The 18,016-nt window shown below is 50.0% G+C and carries 10 protein-coding genes; 3 read left to right on the forward strand and 7 right to left on the reverse strand.

Features of this window, described 5'->3' with window-relative positions:
• From MRY86_RS24065 to MRY86_RS24075, 3 genes are all read left to right on the forward strand, one after another.
• A partial coding sequence (locus tag MRY86_RS24065) for an ADP-ribosyltransferase (RefSeq protein ID WP_293564733.1) occupies positions 1 to 3,230 on the forward strand: 3,230 nt, incomplete at its 5' end.
• A 153-nt stretch (positions 3,231 to 3,383) separates the two neighbouring features.
• On the forward strand, positions 3,384 to 4,703 hold the full coding sequence (locus tag MRY86_RS24070) for a DEAD/DEAH box helicase (RefSeq protein ID WP_293564735.1): 1,320 nt from the start codon (positions 3,384 to 3,386) through the stop codon (positions 4,701 to 4,703).
• Between the two features lie 349 nt (positions 4,704 to 5,052).
• A complete protein-coding gene (locus tag MRY86_RS24075; RefSeq protein WP_293564737.1) occupies positions 5,053 to 6,006 on the forward strand; it encodes a YncE family protein in 954 nt (317 codons plus the stop codon).
• A gap of 4 nt (positions 6,007 to 6,010) precedes the next feature.
• Here MRY86_RS24075 and MRY86_RS24080 read toward each other — a convergent pair whose 3' ends face one another.
• From MRY86_RS24080 to MRY86_RS24110, 7 genes are all read right to left on the reverse strand, one after another.
• Complete coding sequence (locus MRY86_RS24080) at positions 6,011 to 7,282, reverse strand: hypothetical protein (RefSeq protein WP_293564739.1); 1,272 nt, start codon at positions 7,280 to 7,282, stop codon at positions 6,011 to 6,013.
• A 12-nt stretch (positions 7,283 to 7,294) separates the two neighbouring features.
• Positions 7,295 to 7,843 (reverse strand): sigma-70 family RNA polymerase sigma factor, encoded by a 549-nt coding sequence (locus tag MRY86_RS24085; RefSeq protein ID WP_293564741.1) that lies wholly within the window; start codon positions 7,841 to 7,843, stop codon positions 7,295 to 7,297.
• 21 nt (positions 7,844 to 7,864) lie between these two features.
• Positions 7,865 to 10,342, reverse strand: coding sequence for a hypothetical protein (locus MRY86_RS24090; RefSeq protein ID WP_293564743.1), 2,478 nt, complete (start codon positions 10,340 to 10,342; stop codon positions 7,865 to 7,867).
• A gap of 396 nt (positions 10,343 to 10,738) precedes the next feature.
• Positions 10,739 to 12,166 (reverse strand): tail fiber domain-containing protein, encoded by a 1,428-nt coding sequence (locus tag MRY86_RS24095; RefSeq protein ID WP_293564744.1) that lies wholly within the window; start codon positions 12,164 to 12,166, stop codon positions 10,739 to 10,741.
• A gap of 12 nt (positions 12,167 to 12,178) precedes the next feature.
• The gene (locus tag MRY86_RS24100; protein ID WP_293564746.1) at positions 12,179 to 12,670 is read right to left on the reverse strand and encodes a T9SS type A sorting domain-containing protein; all 492 of its coding nucleotides are present in this window, start codon (positions 12,668 to 12,670) and stop codon (positions 12,179 to 12,181) included.
• Positions 12,671 to 12,897: 227 nt separating this feature from the next.
• Complete coding sequence (locus MRY86_RS24105) at positions 12,898 to 13,548, reverse strand: hypothetical protein (protein WP_293564748.1); 651 nt, start codon at positions 13,546 to 13,548, stop codon at positions 12,898 to 12,900.
• Between the two features lie 239 nt (positions 13,549 to 13,787).
• Positions 13,788 to 17,984, reverse strand: coding sequence for a hybrid sensor histidine kinase/response regulator transcription factor (locus MRY86_RS24110; protein ID WP_293564750.1), 4,197 nt, complete (start codon positions 17,982 to 17,984; stop codon positions 13,788 to 13,790).
• Between the last annotated feature and the right edge of the window lie 32 nt (positions 17,985 to 18,016).

The raw sequence follows: 18,016 nt of genomic DNA on the forward strand, positions 1-18,016 counted from the left end.
AGGCACTGGAAGCGTCCCTGGGCAGCTGGCTCAACCAGCTCGACAGCACCCTCGCACAGGCTAATGCCGAACAACTGATCGACCTGAGCCAGTTCCCTAAACCGGATTTCGCCACCGCAGACACTACACGAAAAGGCTTTATGCAAGCCGTAAGGGATGGTATCCTTTCCCGTCTGGGAGCAACGCCCCGCCTTGACGCGGTCACAACATCTTCACCTGATGCTGCTATTTCAAATGATCAAAAGAAGGGTGATGATGATTCAAACACACCCGCCAGTGATGATGATACGGACGATCCCGATCCCCCAACTGATACAGCCAACACAAACCCTCCCACTCCAGAACGCCTGACGGATATTAAAAAGCAGCAGGCTCAACTTCGGATGGATAGAGAAAAGGCAGCAGCAACCGAAGCTCAGTTAGGAAAAGAACGCCAAGAACTTGTCGACCAGCTATTCAACAAATGGAAAAGCGAAAATGGTAAAGAAGATATTGGTCCCGGGGAAGTGTTGCCCGAGTTTAGCAATAATTGGTTCGACCTTAAAAAGTCCCTCGCCTACAATCAGGAAGGACAACCTTCTGATGATTACCAGATGAACCTGGCCGTGATGGAAAAAATGGTCAATTATCGAAAAGACACAGTAGACGGTATTGTTGATTCAGCAATAGAGGAAGTTGCCTGGAAAAATGGGCTTGACACAGATGCTATACAGGCACTCGCACCGGGCAGCGTATCGCCTACTTCTGACTACGATATAACGTTCGCTATACCCTCCAGACCGGAATTAGAGGCGGAGGTTGTCAAGGCGTTCCACCAAAAATTCGGAGAAGCGTTCCCGGGGCTTTCCTCCGGGGTTCTGTTTGACACTAATGTCTATACCAATGGTTTCATGACCCCGGGCACTGAGCAAGATGAAGCCTACATCGATAAATTTAATCCTGGAGGGAAAACAGCCGACCTTCCAGTTGGTGAAAGGGCATTGGTTGCAGAAGGTAAAGAACGTAAACGCCAAACTCAGATGGCACTTTCTTTGGTATCTGTGGCCCAGGCGTTATCCTCTGATGACTGGGATACTTACATGAAGGATACCCTCGAAAACGTCTCCCAATCCTTAACTGACCAGGGCGTAAGACCAGCGGTGGCAGAGGAAAAGGTTCGGGATTTAATGGCCATCTTTCAAAAAGCAGAACGGATCCACCTTGAAACTGAGGCTGCCGTCCGTGAGAAGAAAGAACTTAATGCAAAAATAAACCCAGACCAGGCTTCCGATCACCTTGAGGCAAACAGTAAAGATGAGCTTTACATGGAAGCATTGGACGAAGCTAGTCAGCAAATTGAAAAATTGCGGGCCAATTCAGCTAAACTCCAGAGCGCTGCTACCACACCACAAGAAAGAGTACGTTTGCTGGCAGACCGCGCAGCTTTGATCACCCGCTTCGAGGAGACTCAGGGCAAAGCACTCATTTATGCCAACGAGAGCTATTTCAGTGGTGGCGCAGCGATTCATGTTGTGAAAGGTATGCAGGGCGGACAGGAAGTAAAACTAGGCCGACAGCAGCGTATGCAGTCCATACTGATGAACGTAGGCTACCAAATTGACCATTTCAATAAACTCGCAGCAGAAGGAAATGAAGGGAGAGCAATACTCAATACTGCTAAGTACGGGCAACGCATAGCAGACTTAGCCATGAACCCAGCCAATGGCATCGTGCTATCTGATCGAAGCACTAAAACTTTACAGCTCGCAAGGGAAATCATTTCCGAAGTCAAAAAAGATGATGTCAACTTCCCTTCCCCCTCTGAGAAGGAACAGGAAGCGCTGCGCAGATGGAACGATGCTTTCCCTGAAACCCCACCGGCTGATATCATCCGGGAAACGTACAAAGAAGTAGGCCAGAAGAGCCTCGCTCCGTTTATTGCGGATAAGATAAGCCAGCAGCAGCAGGAAATGGCTAAACTAACTCTCCGCAGCGCAGTAATTCAGCGGAAGCTGCGCAAGAACCCCAATATGGCAGATGCAGAAAAGCAGGAACTGCGGCAACGGTTAAAAGAGACCAATAAAGAAATTGCTTACAACAGGTTCAATCTATGGAACCAGGGCCTCCAAAGCAGCGGGCAGACCGTTGCCCCAAAGAAAGACAGCCCATTAGGAAACGAGCCATCTCCAGCACAGGTAATGAAGATGTTTAAAGTAGCAGACCTCTTTGCCCGTGCTGCCGAGGATGCCCGAAAACAACGCCCGGAAGCAGAACGCTCAGAATTAGTAGGCTACAAAACGGCGGATGAAGAGCCGCTAATGATTTCTATAAATAAACGAAGGCAATCTTACCGGGATGAGATGCAACGGCAGAAAGTCCCACTTGAAGATCAGCTTACCGATGACGAGGTGGCAGCCATTGTCATGTATTCCTCACGCTATTTCCAGGTGCTGAATGATACCAGCCGGTTCAGTGGGGTATCGGCACTCAACGCCAATCCTATGGACAAGGCGAAATGGAAAATGCCGGACGAAGTAAAAATCAAACAAAAAGACGATGAAATCAATGCTTTGACAGACGACCAAAAAGCAGCCAACGCCGAACGCCTGTCTGATGCTCAGCAACTGGAATCTAATGTCAACAAATGGCGGGGAGTACTCGTCGATGCTATTAATAAACTTAATAAAAACCCTCAATTCAAAACGGAGGGCTATGATCCTAAAGCTACGGTTTTTCGGTTTGACGGTAAGGGGGATTACATTGACAAACGCATCAATGACCAAGCATGGAGTGATAAAGCAGCCATCAGTACCGCAAGAGAGGTAGATGGTGCGCTACAGGGTGCAGATAAAATGTTCACCCTCAATATTATTGATGATTCAGTTGGCGCGGATATTGCGAACTTCTCACACTATGGCCCACAGGAAAAGGAAAAGCTATTGATACCAGGGTCCGAATTCAAAATTAAGGCGAGCCTGAAGAGACCGGAAGGTGTAGAGGCTAAAGATTGGATTAACGGGCTTGTAAATGCTCAGGGGGAGCCTAGTAAGGGCCTTGAGGATGTAATGAACGGGCTCACTAAAGACGATCGGATGCGATTTAAACAGCACATCATAAATGTCAAAGCCGGATATGCTAAATCTCTACAGGGCGCCGAACAGGAGCAAGATCCTGAAAAAAGAAAGAAGCTTCTGGATCAGCTTAGGCAAATGGAAACTATTATCTGGTCAGTAGGTACAAACCAGCCATAGTTTTCCAAAAAACACCATTCATCACAGTATAAGCTCTACACCATGCAGTAATTGCCCACCATTGAAGGCAAGGGGCTTGCCCAAGCAAAAGCCACTCCCATCAGCATCTGCAGGAAGACGCTAACCCACCCACTTTTTCCCTACCTTCGCCCCATGTCCAAAGAAAAAGACCAACAAGCCATGCTGGAAAAGCTGGGGATCCACCAGCTCAACCCCATGCAGGTGGCCGCCCATAAAGCCTTCGCAGAAGGGCTGGAACTGATTCTGATCGCCCCAACCGGAACCGGTAAGACCCTGGCCTTCCTGCTGCCCGTCATTGAGCAACTGGACCCGGAACTGGAGGAAGTACAGGCGCTTATCCTGGTGCCCTCGCGGGAACTGGCCATACAGATTGAGCAAATTGCCCGGGATATGGGGAGCGGGTTTAAGATCAATGCCGTGTACGGAGGACGGGCGGGCTACAAGGACAAGCAGGACCTGAAGCACCCGCCGGCCATTCTGGTGGGCACTCCGGGGCGGATTGTCGATCATATTGAACGGGAAAACCTGGCGACGGCGCACATTAAAACCCTGGTGCTGGATGAATTTGACAAGTCGCTGGAGACCGGCTTTGAAAAGCAGATGCGGGCTATTATTGAAAGCATACCCTCACTGGACCGGAAAATTCTTACTTCGGCTACGCAGAGCGTAAGTATCCCGGATTTTGTTGGGCTAAAAGCGCCGACCCGGCTACAGTTTGAAGCGGAAGACACCTCGCAGCTGGCACTCAAGGCGGTTGCCGCAGGAGAAGTGGATGAGTACGGTACCCTGGCACTGCTGTTGGCTGAAGTTGGGGCCGGCAGAGGCATCGTATTTTGCAGCCTGAAGGATATCCTGCAACAGGTGAGCGTATTTCTGGACCGGAAAAAGATAGCCCACGCCTGCTTCTACGGTGGCATGGACCAACTGGACCGTGAGCAGGCCCTGATTCAGTTCCGAAACGGTACGCACCGCATCCTCTTGTCTACCGACCTGGCGTCACGCGGTATCGATATCCCGGAGCTGGATTACATCATCCACTTTGAATTTCCCTTTGACGAGGCGTCCTTCATTCACCGCAATGGACGCACGGCACGGATGCACAGCGAGGGCGCAGCCTACCTTATCAAGCCCCAAAACCGGGATTTGCCCCACTACGCCCGCGAAGCCAAAATGATTACGCTCACTGGCGACGGTAAGCTTACGCCCAGCGAATGGTCAACCCTCTATATGCTGGGCGGCCGGAAAGATAAAATTTCCAAGGGGGATATCGCCGGATTGTTCCTCAAAGAGGGCGGGTTGAAACCGGACCAACTGGGTGTCATTGAGCTCAAGCGGGACTGCGCTTACATCGCCGTACACCGTAGTGAGGTGGATAAGATGCTCAAGGTGCTGGACAACAAAAAACTGAAGAAGAAAAAGATCCGGCTGCATTTGCTGGAGCAGAAGAAGTAAGCGCCTATTTTCCACTTTGCGGCAGCAAAGCTCCTACTACCTGGAATAGAATCAGCTAGCTTAGCTTACGTAAAAGGTTGGTGCCTTCAACAAACGTCCTTGCCTGGACACTCACATTGCTACCATTCAGAACACGAGCGCTACCATTCAGAACATTCCGCCTCTAAAATTTGGAGTGAAAGGGCCTTCACACCTACCTTGAAGGTAAATCAGTATAACTCCATAAGATCAGGCAAATAACACAACGACGACAGTTAAGTAAGGGGGAATAACTTACTTATCTATTTTCGGAGCCAGGCCGCTAGCTGTGACCTGGCTTTTTAACTCCACTCCTAATCCAGCGAACCCCATGTTTACAACATCCCGCTACCTCATGGTGGCTGTTTTCTCTTTTGTATGTACTTATCAAACGGCTTCTGCGCAATGGGCTTACATTCCCAATTTTTCAGATAATAATGTATCCGTTATTGATCTGGATAGCCTCAGGGTTATCGCGAAAATACCCGTTGGCAAAGCGCCCTTTGGAGTGTGGTGCGTTCCAGAAAAGAGAAAGGTGTATGTCGCAAATGCTTTCTCTGATAACATCAGCGTGATTGATGCCTTAACCAACACCGTAGAGGCCACTATTCAGGCAGGTGACGGCCCCGCTATTCCCTGCTACCAAAATGAAAAAATCTACGTTCCAAATACCAATGACCACACTGTATCCATTATTCATGCCATAACGGGCGAGACCGAGCATGTAATCTCCGTAGGAAAAAGACCTGCCAGTATTCACCTCACGCCAGATGGAAGAAAGTGTTACGTTGCAAATACGGTTTCCGATGATGTGAGTGTCATTAACCTGTCTACAAAGCGCGTTGAAAGAACAATACCTGTAGGCGATGAACCCAACTTCATCACCGCAAACCCCAAGACGAACCACTTATACGTGGCTAATTTAACTTCGAATGATGTCAGCATCATCAACACAATCAATAATACAGTAGAAGCCACGATCCCTGTGCATTTAGGACCTATAGTAATTAGTGTTTCCCCTGATGGGCAGAATATCTATGTGAGTAATTGTTTTGCGGACACTGTCAACGTGATCAACGCCCACACCTACAAGATGGTGGCCACCATCAAAGTAGGAGAAAACCCTACCGGAATCTGTATCACCCCTGATGGAACAAAAATTGGTGTGGCTAATCAATGGGATGGAAACTTCATGGTCATTGATGCTCAAACCTATGCTATTATTGCAACAATTCCACTGGGAGGAAGACCTACGGCAGCAGGTTCTTTTTTCATGCCTAAATAACAGACTACCAACACCGCCCCACCAACACTCCAAAACCTAATGGATACAGCCGATGCGTACAGCTCATTGAACTTGGGGATACCTTAACCGGCGTTTGCGCCTGCATCGTCAATCCAACTGTCCAACGCTCGGACAGGGGCTTCAGTAAGGCTATATCTACCCGTCCCACGAAGCTTCTGGGCATTTCACCCGCCGGGGCAAGGGTTTGCAGTACACCTTCCTGATTCAAATAGTTGCCGTCCACGTTCAGCCACTGGGAATAGCCGCCACTTGCCTCTAAGGCGAAGGTAAGCGCTTTCATGTTCCAGGTTTTGCCCAACCCAACCCCAACTTCTATCCGCTCGTACTGATTGTACAACTCGTAAATCGTCGTTTCTGAGGTGCGCACTTCCTGATTGAGCACATTCAGGGATTTAGTGGAAATGGTGTGCCGGGCACTTAACCGGCTGTGGTGAGCCGTGTACTGTGCAGCACCAAAGGCATAAAACCCGTTGCCCAATCCGCGCTGATATTGCCCTCTCAGATAGAAACCGGGCAGGGCATGCTCCTCCCCTGCCCAGCCGCAATCCGTACGGTTAATGTGCAACTGGGCCGCCAGTCCTCCGGAAAGAACAAAGTTGCTTTTCTGGGGTTTAGCCTGTTCTATCTCAGCAAAATGGGGTGGAAAGGCTGGAGAGGAGCGACCCTGTATAAGTGCGACAGGAAGCGTGGGCAGTAACTTAAGGGCTTTTTGTTTTTTCGGTTGAACTGCCGGACTAGTTGCTGTACTTGATCCGGATGTGGCTAAAGCGCTTTTTGATTCGGTTGTCCTGATTGGTGAAGGAGTCCTTTGTAATCCCTTTCTTTCCTTATCCCCCGGCTTAGGTTGAATAGCTACAACCTCAACCCTGCGATCGGCCTTAGCCTTTTCGATGGCTTTGGCTTTTTCGGGTACTAATTTTTGGACTCTTTTTGATTGCAAATCCTGTAGTGCGGTAGCTCCCATGACAGAGGACTTTTCCTGAGGCAAAACTCCCTCTTCCGGATTTTCAACCTGAGCAGCCGGCGGTCTTTGCCCCTGCTCCTGCTCAGGATTCCCAATGTAAAACCCGGATAAGGCAGGGGGCGTGCTGTCCTTGCCCAGGCCTAGCCATAAAAGCAGTAGCAGGCTACCCGCTCCGAGCCACCACCAGAGCATTCTCCGGCGCTTCCGGGGCCGTTCGATGCGCTGCCAGAGGCCTTCCCGGTCGAAATCCGGTGTGCCTTGCTGATCCAGTCTGTTTTGTAAATTATTCATGCCTATACTGTTTTAAACGCCCTCATTGCACCGGATCGCCCGGCGCAGTTCCTTCTTGGCCCTCGATAAATACACCCGGCAGGAATTGACGTTAATGCCGAGCAGGATTGCTATTTCGTCGTGCGTATACCCTTCAATTTCGTAGAGGTTGAAAATGGCCCGCTGCTCCCGGGGCAATCCTTCGATCAACCTCAGGATTTCTTCCACACTCAACTGTTCGAAAGGCAGAGGCCGCACAGCGATTTCTATCTCTTCTTCCCATTGGGTTTCCCACTTACCTTCCTGCTTGAGCACGTCCATGGTGGTGTTGATGCAAATACGGCGCAGCCAGGTCTTCAGGCTTGCCTTCCCGGCATCGTACCGGCCGATGGCAGCAAAGGCTTTCGTGAAGGTGATTTGCAAAATATCCTCCACTTGCTCCCGTCGGAAGCAGTAGCGGTAAGCCGTGTGATACAGCACCTCTACATACCCATCATAAAGCAGGCGCTGCGCCCGCTGATCATTGCGGGCGCAGGCATCTGCCAAAGATTGGTCGGTCGGGTATGTATATTGATGGCTCAAATGAGGAGGTTATACTGCTTTTTAAAGCCCGTCCAGCTTGCCCGCCTGCGCGGTCCAGGTCCAGTTGAAGACCGATACATCTGCCTGCGGGCTACCGCCGGCACTGCACCCCGTAGGGATTGGCGCTGCTGGGTCGAATAGGGATTCGAAATTACCAGGAGCAATATCGAAAGTCACATTCTCAAAGGTCGTTTCGGGGTTGACTTCCGCGTTGGTGACGGTCTGCCAGGTTTCGAATGGACCTACGTAGTGGATGTTTTTCAGGGCGCATTGGGTATTTAGGTCAAGATCAACCAAAAAGCGGTCGGCCGTCCGGTTCTCATCATTCATGACAATCGTACCATTCTGAAGGGTATGGATTGCCATCAGCGAGCCTTCCGGCCCATCGAGTTCCAGAGCGCTGCTCCCAGGAGTGATTAAGGCAAAATTATTCAGCGTACCAGCCCACGCCTGATCAGTGTCAAAGGCATCATCGTCGGCATTCCAGACGACCAGATTTTGGATATTGACCGTACCCCCGAACACCTCAATACCGTCATCCTGATAACCTACGATTTCAATATTCTCAATGGTTGTACCGGTGCCTACTCCTCCGAGGGACAGCGCATTGATCTCGTTGCCCAAGCCGATGTCTGCACCACCATGACGGAAAGATACGTAATTGAGTACTCCAGAGTTATCAAGCGGATCATTACCTCCATAAAGGTGGGCAAGGTCACTAGCTAAGAGCCCTTCTACAACTACCTCATCTGTATCATTGTCCATATCATCAGAAGCCGAAATGGGCGCTCGGCCAAGAATTAAAACTCCACCCCAAAGCGCTGTATCGTCAGGATTAAGGTTAGGGCTGCCATAATTCCCAGCCGCTATATCCTCTGGTGTGATTTCGTCAACCACCGACGTAAAAACAATCGGCAATTCTGGCGTGCCTTCAGCCAATATACCAGCACCGCGGGCAACAATCAAGCTTGTGGAATGGACCCCGGTCCCCACATCACCTTTAATCACAACGCCCGGCTCAATGGTAAGGGTAGCTCCTTCGCGTACTACGATTTTCTCCCGCAGGATATAGGTATTCCCTGTTGACCAAGTCGTATTTTCAATAATATCAGAGGCGATATCAATACCCGTTCCCCCTGCAAAGTCTTCGCACAGCGGTATTTGATCCAGGTTGTAAAAGCTCTCCGCTGCGGTTACTTCTACCGTCAAGGGTGTACTTTGTAAGCCGCTTTGATAATTAGATAATTGTACCTCCATTGTGCCTTCACCTGATCCAAACACCTGGAAAACGCCGTCTCCATTTGTCACAGCGTAACCGGTTTCCCCATTGATTTCATTAGTGGCGAGGACATTGGATAAAGGCGTGCCTTCGCAACTTACTGCGGTACCGGTCAAACTGTAGTACCCATCAAGTTCCACTACAATATCACCAAGGTCAGTATCCTCTGGGAGAGGATCTGAACTGGCAACCAGCACCGGCTCGTCATTCCAAATTAAATTAATGGCGAAAGGCAGGTCTGCCGGTGCCTGCGTACAAAAGGCTCCATCAGCATCTGTCCAACCAAATGCATAGGCCACAGATTGGTCAGGAGAGGTTACCAGATAGGGATAACCGGATATAGCCGTGCCAGCCGGATCCACCAATCGCATACAAACCGTCACCGGATTAAAAGGCACATCAATATTCCACCACGAGAAGTGCGCCACTTCCGCCTCTACGAAGCCGTTCTGCTGCGTAGCCACTCCTTCCTCTATCCACTTCCCGCTTGCTTCATCCATACTCCAGAGGGGGATCTCCTGCGGCACGGTGCTGTAATTGGCAGGCAGGGGAAACCGTAGCGTTGCGGTAGCCCCATCCGGAATATGCAGCGCATTACCGGAAGCGTCGGACAGCTCTACGGCGTACATACCGTAGGACTCCAGGGTGTAGATGTTGCCGTCTGCCCCTATGGCCGACATATTGCCGGGGGCGGCTTCTAAAAAACCTTGTTCCGCTGGATTGTAATAATGGCTTTGCACCCTTACCGCACCGGTATAGGCAGTGCCATCCTCGTAGGTGAGTTGGGCAGGCAAGGTAAGTTCTCCTCCGTCATCCAAGGTGCCGGTGGAGCCGGTCTGAATGGTGGTCTCTGCATCAAAGGGATAGAGCTGTAGCTTTAGGCTGGTTTGACTGCCCTCAAGTCCGGACAGCAGCTTAACCATTTTCATTTTCCCGGGGCTTTCCACCGTCACCGGTAGCCCGCCGGATGGTATGGTCAGGTTTTCCAAAAACACCAGCCCCCGGCTGTCTGAAGTCCAGGTCTGTCCGGTAAGGTTGTGAAGGAGCGTCGCGCCAGGCAAAGCCGCCCCGGTTTCGTCTGTAACCTGAACTAAAAAGGTGACCTCATCAGCCCCTTCAACGATGGTGGTTTCCGTTTCTGTGCGGATCTGATCCTCTTTGGTACACTGCCAGAATGCCAGGGCAAGGAAGAGCCCCAGCAGCAGTTTATAACTTTGCATTGGTTTCGATTTTAGCATTTGGAGCCTGTTGGGACTTTATTAATCGGGCTGCGAACTACACTTTTTCGCTTATACTTCGTTCCGGAAATCCTCATTTAGCTATGGCTAAACTCCGGTTTCCGTGCCTCGTCTAATCGAAAAATTGTTAGCTCTCGCCTAGAAGACCAAAATCCCAACAGGCTCGGGAAATGTAGCCAATGATCATTGTCTACTCCCCTATACTGCTAAAGCTCTGGAAGTGATACAAAGCTAGGAAAAATTATTCCTCATCCTCCACTCAAAGCGATGAGGTCATCTCCAGTCAAACGCTTTCAACGTCTATCCCTATCCAAAAAGAGCAGGCCCTCTCCTCATTACGGGAAGGCCTGCTTGCTTTTCGTTCCGTACAGATCCCTGCTATTTCCGGAGGCCCTCTACCATAGCCTCTAAACGCTCCATCCGCGCTTTTAAGGTTTCATTCTCCCTTTTTAGGGATTCCACCTCTTCCTGCTGTTCCTGAATGGCTTTAGTAAGCACGGGTATAAAACTAAGGTAATTGATACTAATGTATTCGGTTGTCCTCAGCTCCGTTTCTTCTCCCGGCTTGGAATGCGCAACGTGCGCTGTTTCGTGGACTACCCCAGGAAAAATATCCTGAACCTCCTGGGCAATGAAGCCCATCTGAGCGCCAGTTGGTAAGTTCAAGTCTGTAAATTCATCCGTTTTAAAGAAGTAAGTTTTGGGTTGTAACTGAAGTACTTTTTCCAACGCGCCATCCAGTGCCATCACCTCTTTTTTTAGTTTGGCATCAGAAGGCCCCATCAGTTCTCCAGTATAATTTACATTGCCATTGAAAGAGCCTGCTAAAGCTAAAGCCCCATTCGCTTCACCGTATACCCCACGGCTAAAATCTCCCTGTCCGAAGCCGTGAACCCCAGTAGCCCCTACGGTAGTACTACCAAAACCGTAAACGCCAACACAGTTGATACCATTGTTTGCAGCTCCATATACCCCCCAGTTAGTTCCAAAACCTCCCTCCACAAAACCAGCTACTCCTCTATTCCAATTGACATTATCACTGGGTACCGAGACTTGCCCTCTGACAGCAACCTGATTTCCTTTTACCTCAAATTTACTGGCATCTACTCCGGTATTTAATGTAAACGGGTCAGGGCCCACCCAGACGTCTGAATCCACCCATGTCTTGTTGGCCTTCAACTTCAGGTTGTCATCTTCAAACTCTTGCAAATACACAATGTTTCCATCCCCAAAGTGTATAGTGCCTCCATGGTTAAAGCTGCCCTGGGTTCCATAGATTCTTATTGCATCATTGGCCTCAACCTGTAACTTGGATTCTGGAATGAAGGCTCCGGTACCTATCCCGACATTCCCCTCTGGAACAGAAGCAATGTTATCCCCGACCAGCGTCCATGCTGTACTCACGCCTGCGATGTTTGAATACAGTGCGTAAGGCACGCTGAGCAGCTGACTGGTACCTGAAATCGTATAGTTAGTACCGCCATTGGGGTCTGTTTCTGTTTTCACATAATGGCTCCCGCTTCTCCACTCAATGAAGAAAAACGTTCCGCTAACGGCTGTTCCCTCACCAATTTCAAGGGTTGCTAAACCATTGGCATTTGTAGTGGGCGTGTGCGTTTCAACATATTCAGCCGGCCCGTCCGGATCATCTTTAATTATGCTGATCCGCATACCTACCGTACTATTGGTAATTAGCTGCCCATTGGCATCCCGGACGACGGCCTGATAGCTTATCTTTTGAGGGGCCTGAGCCATCAGGCAAAGCGAAAAAAGAAGAGAAAATAGGGTTATGGTAATCTTTTTCATGATCCGTGAGGTTTAGTAGCGTTTGATTATTTGAAAGGTTTTAAGTGCTTGCCCTGCTGCATCCGTGACTTGCAGATAATAAGTGGCGGCGGCCAGCTGCTCTGTGGGGATGCTGGTCATATTGCTGATCACTGGTCTGCGATCCAACAAGCGGCCATGGGTATCATACAATTGGCAAATCAAATCCTGTTGGCCGTAATTCGCAACCCGAAGATGGAGCACACTTGTGGTTGGGTTAGGAAAAACATCCATTTCCAGGATAATGCCGTTTTCTTCTGTTCCGGTAACCATCAGGATTTCAAAGGCGTGCTGAACCCCCTGGGCGATCTCTCCTTCTGCCCCACTGTATGTCGTGTAGATCGGTAGGCCAACGGTGTAACTTACCGTCCCGCCACTCCCAATCGCTTCACCGCCAGAAGCATGGTGTATGGATTCCTGAGAATGGATTGTCCCAAAGCAAAGCAGAAGGAACACCATTGTCGAATAGTGATTTTTAAGTACCATAAATTTGGGTTTTAATGGATATTGGAATGGAAATCAATCTTTTGCAATTGAAGTCGCAGCCAATTCAGACTTAGGGCCTATGATGAACGACGTGATGCCAACACTATCAATGTCTGCGCACAGGCTTTGGCCCTGGATGTGATTTTTCAGATTTGTCAAAGTTGGGGGCAGTCCATACCCCCAACTCTCGTAAAGGCTAAACAGGGTTAGCAGAAATGAAAAAAGCCTTAATCCTTCTTGCTGGCTTGCACCCCTGTGTTAGCTCCCGCAGCAACTGTTCCCGCTACGCCCGCCACACACAGGGCAGTATCTGTTCCCACTGTGACCACTTCACCCACCGTACAGGCTACAGCTGTGCCTATAGCTACCACTGCCGTCTCGAGCCCACTAAAAATAGCACTCCAAACGTCGTCGACTACCATACTCACATTAGAGTAAGTGCCATCCGGAATTGCTTTTTCCTCCCCAATGGTCTGGATGATGGGGAATAAAACACTCTTGGATGCCAGTATGGGATCGCCTAGTTCGAATATGGTGTAGTACTCTTTCCCATCTGAATTCAGGTTGCCGGCAAAAGTGACATTAGGTGGATTTTTAGTAAAATCAGATTTCGAGAAAAAAGCAGCAAAAGCATTCACTCCGCCGGGGTATGGTTTTGCAATTCTGTGAGGCCGGTCGGAAAATACGACTACATTGGAGTCACTCGTGATTTCAACGTGCTTATCCTGAACCTTAACCTCCGGAGCCGTTACCATAAAGAGGACAGACACCATGTGCTTGCCCTCGTGGGTAGGAAGACCGATTAGGTGAGCTTTCTCGTTCTGATGTGCTTCTACTTTCGCTTGCGTTTGCTCTTTCATTTGCGTTTGCTCTTTCATTTGTGATTGTTTTAAAGGTGAAGACAGGGCCTATGCCATACCATGTAATTAGGAATTAACGGTGGTCATCAGATGGCTCAAATAAGCCCCTTTGGTATTTTGTAAAGGTGCAGACAGGCCCCAAAAAACACCCGCACCCAATCCCACAAAGGCTGGACAGGATTCACAAATAGCAAAAAAAGATTAGCACTGGTTTTGCAAACAGATGAGAATAAAAAACACAAACAAATGAAAAACAATTACTTACGACAATCGCTTGGCGCTTGGCCAAACTCCCTGCTGAACGCCCGCGAGAAATAGTTCGGATCGTTGAAGCCCACCTCATAGGCAATTTCAGAGATGTTCCGGTCGGTGGTTTTTATCAACTCCATCGCCTGGTGCAGACGTATTTTTCGGATAAATGCATTGGGCGGTTCGCCTGTCAGGGCCTTCATCTTGCGGTAGAGCTGCGAGAGGCTGAGGAGAGCAGCCTGGCTGAGTTGCTCCGCCCCGAGGTTAGGGTCGTCCAGGTTGTCAAGGACCACCCGATGGAGTTTCTGCAGGAATAAATCGTCAAGGCTGGGTTCAGCAACAGTATCAGACTGGACAGGTTTTGAAAGTCGTTCAAAATGCTCCCCCGCATACCGCCGCTGCAGTGCGAGCCGCAGTTCCAGCAGCTTTTCCAACCGCACATACAGCTCCTCTTTATTAAACGGTTTCATCAGATAGGCATCTGCGCCTTTACGGAGCCCGGTAATGCGATCCGAGGTTGCTGCTTTAGCAGTCAGCAAAATGATAGGAATATGGCTGGTGCGCTCGTCCATTTTAAGGGTTTCGCACACTTCGTAGCCGTCCTTTTCAGGCATCATCACATCGCTGATAACGATATCGGGTATTAACTGATAACCTTTTTTGATACCCAATTGACCATTACGTGCTGTATGTACCACGTAATCTTTTTCCAATAGCCCTACGATGTAGGTGGTTACATCGGCGTTGTCTTCGATGAGGAGAAGTATAGGCTTGTCAGTTTCCTTTTCTTCATTTGATGAAGCCAGGGCGAGGTTAAGTTCTTCGACAGGGCTATGGGCTGTTGCGCCTTCTATTTCTGGTGTGGAGGATAGCAGAGGGGCATCGTTACCAACAGGCAACCGAACTGTGAATGTAGTTCCCTTACCCGCTTGGCTGGCTACAGTAATCTTTCCGCCCATCAACTCCACCAATTCCCGGGTAAGAGATAGCCCAATCCCTGTACCTTCCTCCTTCCGGGTAGCAGATCCATCAACCTGGTAAAAGCGATCAAAAATATGAGGCAGATCTACTTCCTTTATCCCTATACCAGTATCCTGTACTTTAAGTACCAGTTGTCTCCCCTGTTCGTCGATCTGGCACCTGGCGTGTAGCACTATCTTCCCATTTGCCGGTGTGAACTTCAGCGCATTTGACACCAGGTTATACACGACATGCTGGACTTTGACCTCGTCATAATCCATAACCAATTCCTCAATTTCCGGGTAAAACAGGAGACGGATATCTTTTTCCCGGGCTTGAGAATAAAATGATTCGGTCAGGTATTGAAGATAGCGTATGACGTCGCCCTGTAACAGATTCAAGCGGAGTTTACCTGATTCGAATTTGGAAAGCTCCAACAGTTGGTTGATGAGGCGGAGGAGGTTCTGGCTGTTGCGGCGGATCAGGTCACGCTCCTTACCGTGGCCCCTGATCTGGTCAACCATTCCAAGGATCACCGTCAGCGGGGTGCGAAACTCATGGGTAATATTGGTATATAGCCGGGCCTTGGCTTCGTCCAGTTCCTGAAGCTGCAATGTCTGAGCCTCGGCGGCCTCAGCCCGCAGGTTGACCTCACGCAGATGGGCCCGGGCACGTTCTGCGCGGATCAGGCGGCGACGCTGCAACCGATCTATCGCAAAAATGGTTCCCACGATCAATAACCCATAGGCGATGAAGGCCCAGAGAGTTCGCCACCAGGGTGCTTGGATGACAACCTCCATTCGGGCAGCCTCAGTACTCCATACCCCATCCGGATTGGCGGCCTGTACCTGGAAGGTATACCGCCCGGGGGGCAGGTTGGGATAAATGGCGGTGCGTTGTGTGCCCACCGTGCGCCAGTCTTCTTCATAGGGCGTAAGTTTATACCGAAAGCTATTGTCCGCCGGACGCTCAAAGTGCAGCCCGGCAAATTCAAACGTAAGATCATTCTCATCGTGAGAAAAGACAGCCTCCCTGCCTTTGAGCTGGTATTGATTGGCATTGGCACCCGGACGCACCTCAAACATCTGATCAAATATCTCTAAACTGTGGATAACGGGCCGGGGCGCCACGGAGTCAACAAAAATCCGGCTGGGATCAACCTGAAGAATACCCCCATTCCCTCCAAATAAAAGTTTGCCGTTGGGCAAAGCAAGTGTAGCCTGTGGATAGAACGTGTAGATGGGCGGTGCCTGATTAGGCTTAAACGCCCGGATAACAGTGTTCCCTTTCTCCATCCAGGCAATGCCTTTATTCGTCGCTATCCACAACCGGCCCTCCTGATCGGTGATAAGGCTTCGGATCAGGCTCCCCGGCAGTCCGTCTTCCCTGGTGAATACCGTATAGTCTTGAGTGACAGGATTGAACTTTATCAGCCCCAGACTATTGGAGCCCAGCCATAGCTCATCAGGCCCAAGATTCAAAATAGTCTCAATATTATAGCCGGTTAGCACTGCTTCTGTCTTACGGGATTGAACATTAAGCCGGAATAATCCGCTGGGCGTCCCCAGCCAGACCCTATTCTCCTGGTCAGGTACAATGTCCAGTACCTCCTGAAAGGGCGCGGACAATTTCCGGGGAAGATCTGTGGTGAGGTCTGATTGCGCATCCCAGTAAAAAAGCCCTTTCGGGGTACCTACCCAAATCGTCCCTGCCTCATCCTCATGGATGACATTAACTGGAAAACCATCCTGGGGGTCAGGCCTGGCGAGGATAAGAGAACGCTCCTTCTCAAGGTCTACCTGAACAAGACCGCGTTCATTGGTACCCACCCAGAGCTCACCAGGGCCTGGCTTATGCAGCGAGAGCCCCATTGAGGACAGCCCACCCTTGTCCGGTAACTTCTGCCCGAGTTCAAACAGTTGGCGCTCCCCCTTAGCACTGTTGAGACGCTCCAGCCCGGCCCAGGTGCCCGCCCAGACTTGGCCCTGTTCATCCAGCAAGAGCGCCTCTACATGCAGATCATGCAATTTAGGCTGCCCGTTATCACCATGCCCAATAACCTCAAAAGCCTCAGGCTGGGGACGGATATGATTTAGGCCATTCCAGGTACTTACCCAAAGCCCCTTTTGGGCATCTTCGAACAAAGACCAGACAGCGAGGTCAGTGAGGCCGCCATTTGCTGCTGCACCCTGTTTAAAATGAGTCATAGCCCCGGTCTTGAGGTTATAGCAATCCAGCCCGCCCAGAAAATTTCCGATCCAAAGGTTCCCATGGGTATCTTCATGAAGAAAGCGCACCCCACCGGGATCCGAGCCATTTCGTCCATTACGCAGTGACTGTTCAAAAAGGCGACGTCCGTTCGGATGATCCTCCACCGGATAAAAACGATCTGTTTCCCGGTCCAGAAATTGTACGCCTCCTCCCCAGGTAGCTACCCAAAATACGCCTTCCTGATCTTCATACAAGCTGATGATCTCATTGTACGCCAGGCTGTATGGATCATCCGGGTCGTGCAAATACCGTATAAAGCCATCATGATCCGGGTCATACCGGTTCAGCCCTCCATAATTAAGTTCACGGTCAAAAGGAGAGCCCATCCCAATCCAGAGGTTGCCAGATTTATCAAGATAAAGCCGGCTGGGATTGTTGGCAGCCAGGCTGTAAGGGTCCTTCGCCCGGGGAAGATACCTTACAAAAGCATCCGTTTCAGGGTCATAGCGGCTCAAACCACCCAGCCCCATGCCCATCGCTACCCATAGCCGCCCCTGAGCATCCTCCTGCATATCTATCACCATAAGGCCAGAAAGGCTCGTCGTGTCTTCAGGATCATGATGATAATGATGAAAGGAATCTGTTCGGGGGTCGTAGCGATTTAGGCCATTCCAGGTGCCAACCCATAGGGTACCGGCGCGATCTACATAAATTTTTTCTACGGTATTATCGGAGAGCGAACGACTGTCCTCCGGATCATGCTGATACAGGCGTAAAGCGTAGCCATCGTAACGATGGAGCCCCTCCTGAGTGCCAATCCAGATATACCCCGTGGTATCCTGGGCAATAGAAATGACTTTATCAGCCGCCAGGCCATTTGCCGGCGTAAAGTGCTCTATGGAAACCCGGGCTTTCGTTCCTGATGAGTAAGGTACCTGAGCCCATGCTTGCTTTTGAACAAACAACAAAACGAGTGCTACCCAAAGCTTGATGGATAAACAGGGGTTTCTCGTTTTGAATGATGTGGAATCCATAAAGGTGTTTTAACTCCAATCCACATCAAAGA

Origin of the sequence: Phaeodactylibacter sp., assembly GCF_022763345.1 — a bacterium.
GTDB lineage: Bacteria > Bacteroidota > Bacteroidia > Chitinophagales > Saprospiraceae > Phaeodactylibacter.

What these genes read in the sequence shown, in the direction of transcription:
- MRY86_RS24070 (WP_293564735.1), top strand. Translation starts at nt 3,384, where the DNA reads ATGTCCAAAGAAAAAGACCAACAAGCCATGCTGGAAAAGCTGGGGATC.
- MRY86_RS24075 (WP_293564737.1), top strand. Translation starts at nt 5,053, where the DNA reads ATGTTTACAACATCCCGCTACCTCATGGTGGCTGTTTTCTCTTTTGTA.
- MRY86_RS24080 (WP_293564739.1), bottom strand. Translation starts at nt 7,282, where the DNA reads ATGAATAATTTACAAAACAGACTGGATCAGCAAGGCACACCGGATTTC.
- MRY86_RS24090 (WP_293564743.1), bottom strand. Translation starts at nt 10,342, where the DNA reads ATGCAAAGTTATAAACTGCTGCTGGGGCTCTTCCTTGCCCTGGCATTC.
- MRY86_RS24095 (WP_293564744.1), bottom strand. Translation starts at nt 12,166, where the DNA reads ATGAAAAAGATTACCATAACCCTATTTTCTCTTCTTTTTTCGCTTTGC.
- MRY86_RS24100 (WP_293564746.1), bottom strand. Translation starts at nt 12,670, where the DNA reads ATGGTACTTAAAAATCACTATTCGACAATGGTGTTCCTTCTGCTTTGC.
- MRY86_RS24105 (WP_293564748.1), bottom strand. Translation starts at nt 13,548, where the DNA reads ATGAAAGAGCAAACGCAAATGAAAGAGCAAACGCAAGCGAAAGTAGAA.
- MRY86_RS24110 (WP_293564750.1), bottom strand. Translation starts at nt 17,984, where the DNA reads ATGGATTCCACATCATTCAAAACGAGAAACCCCTGTTTATCCATCAAG.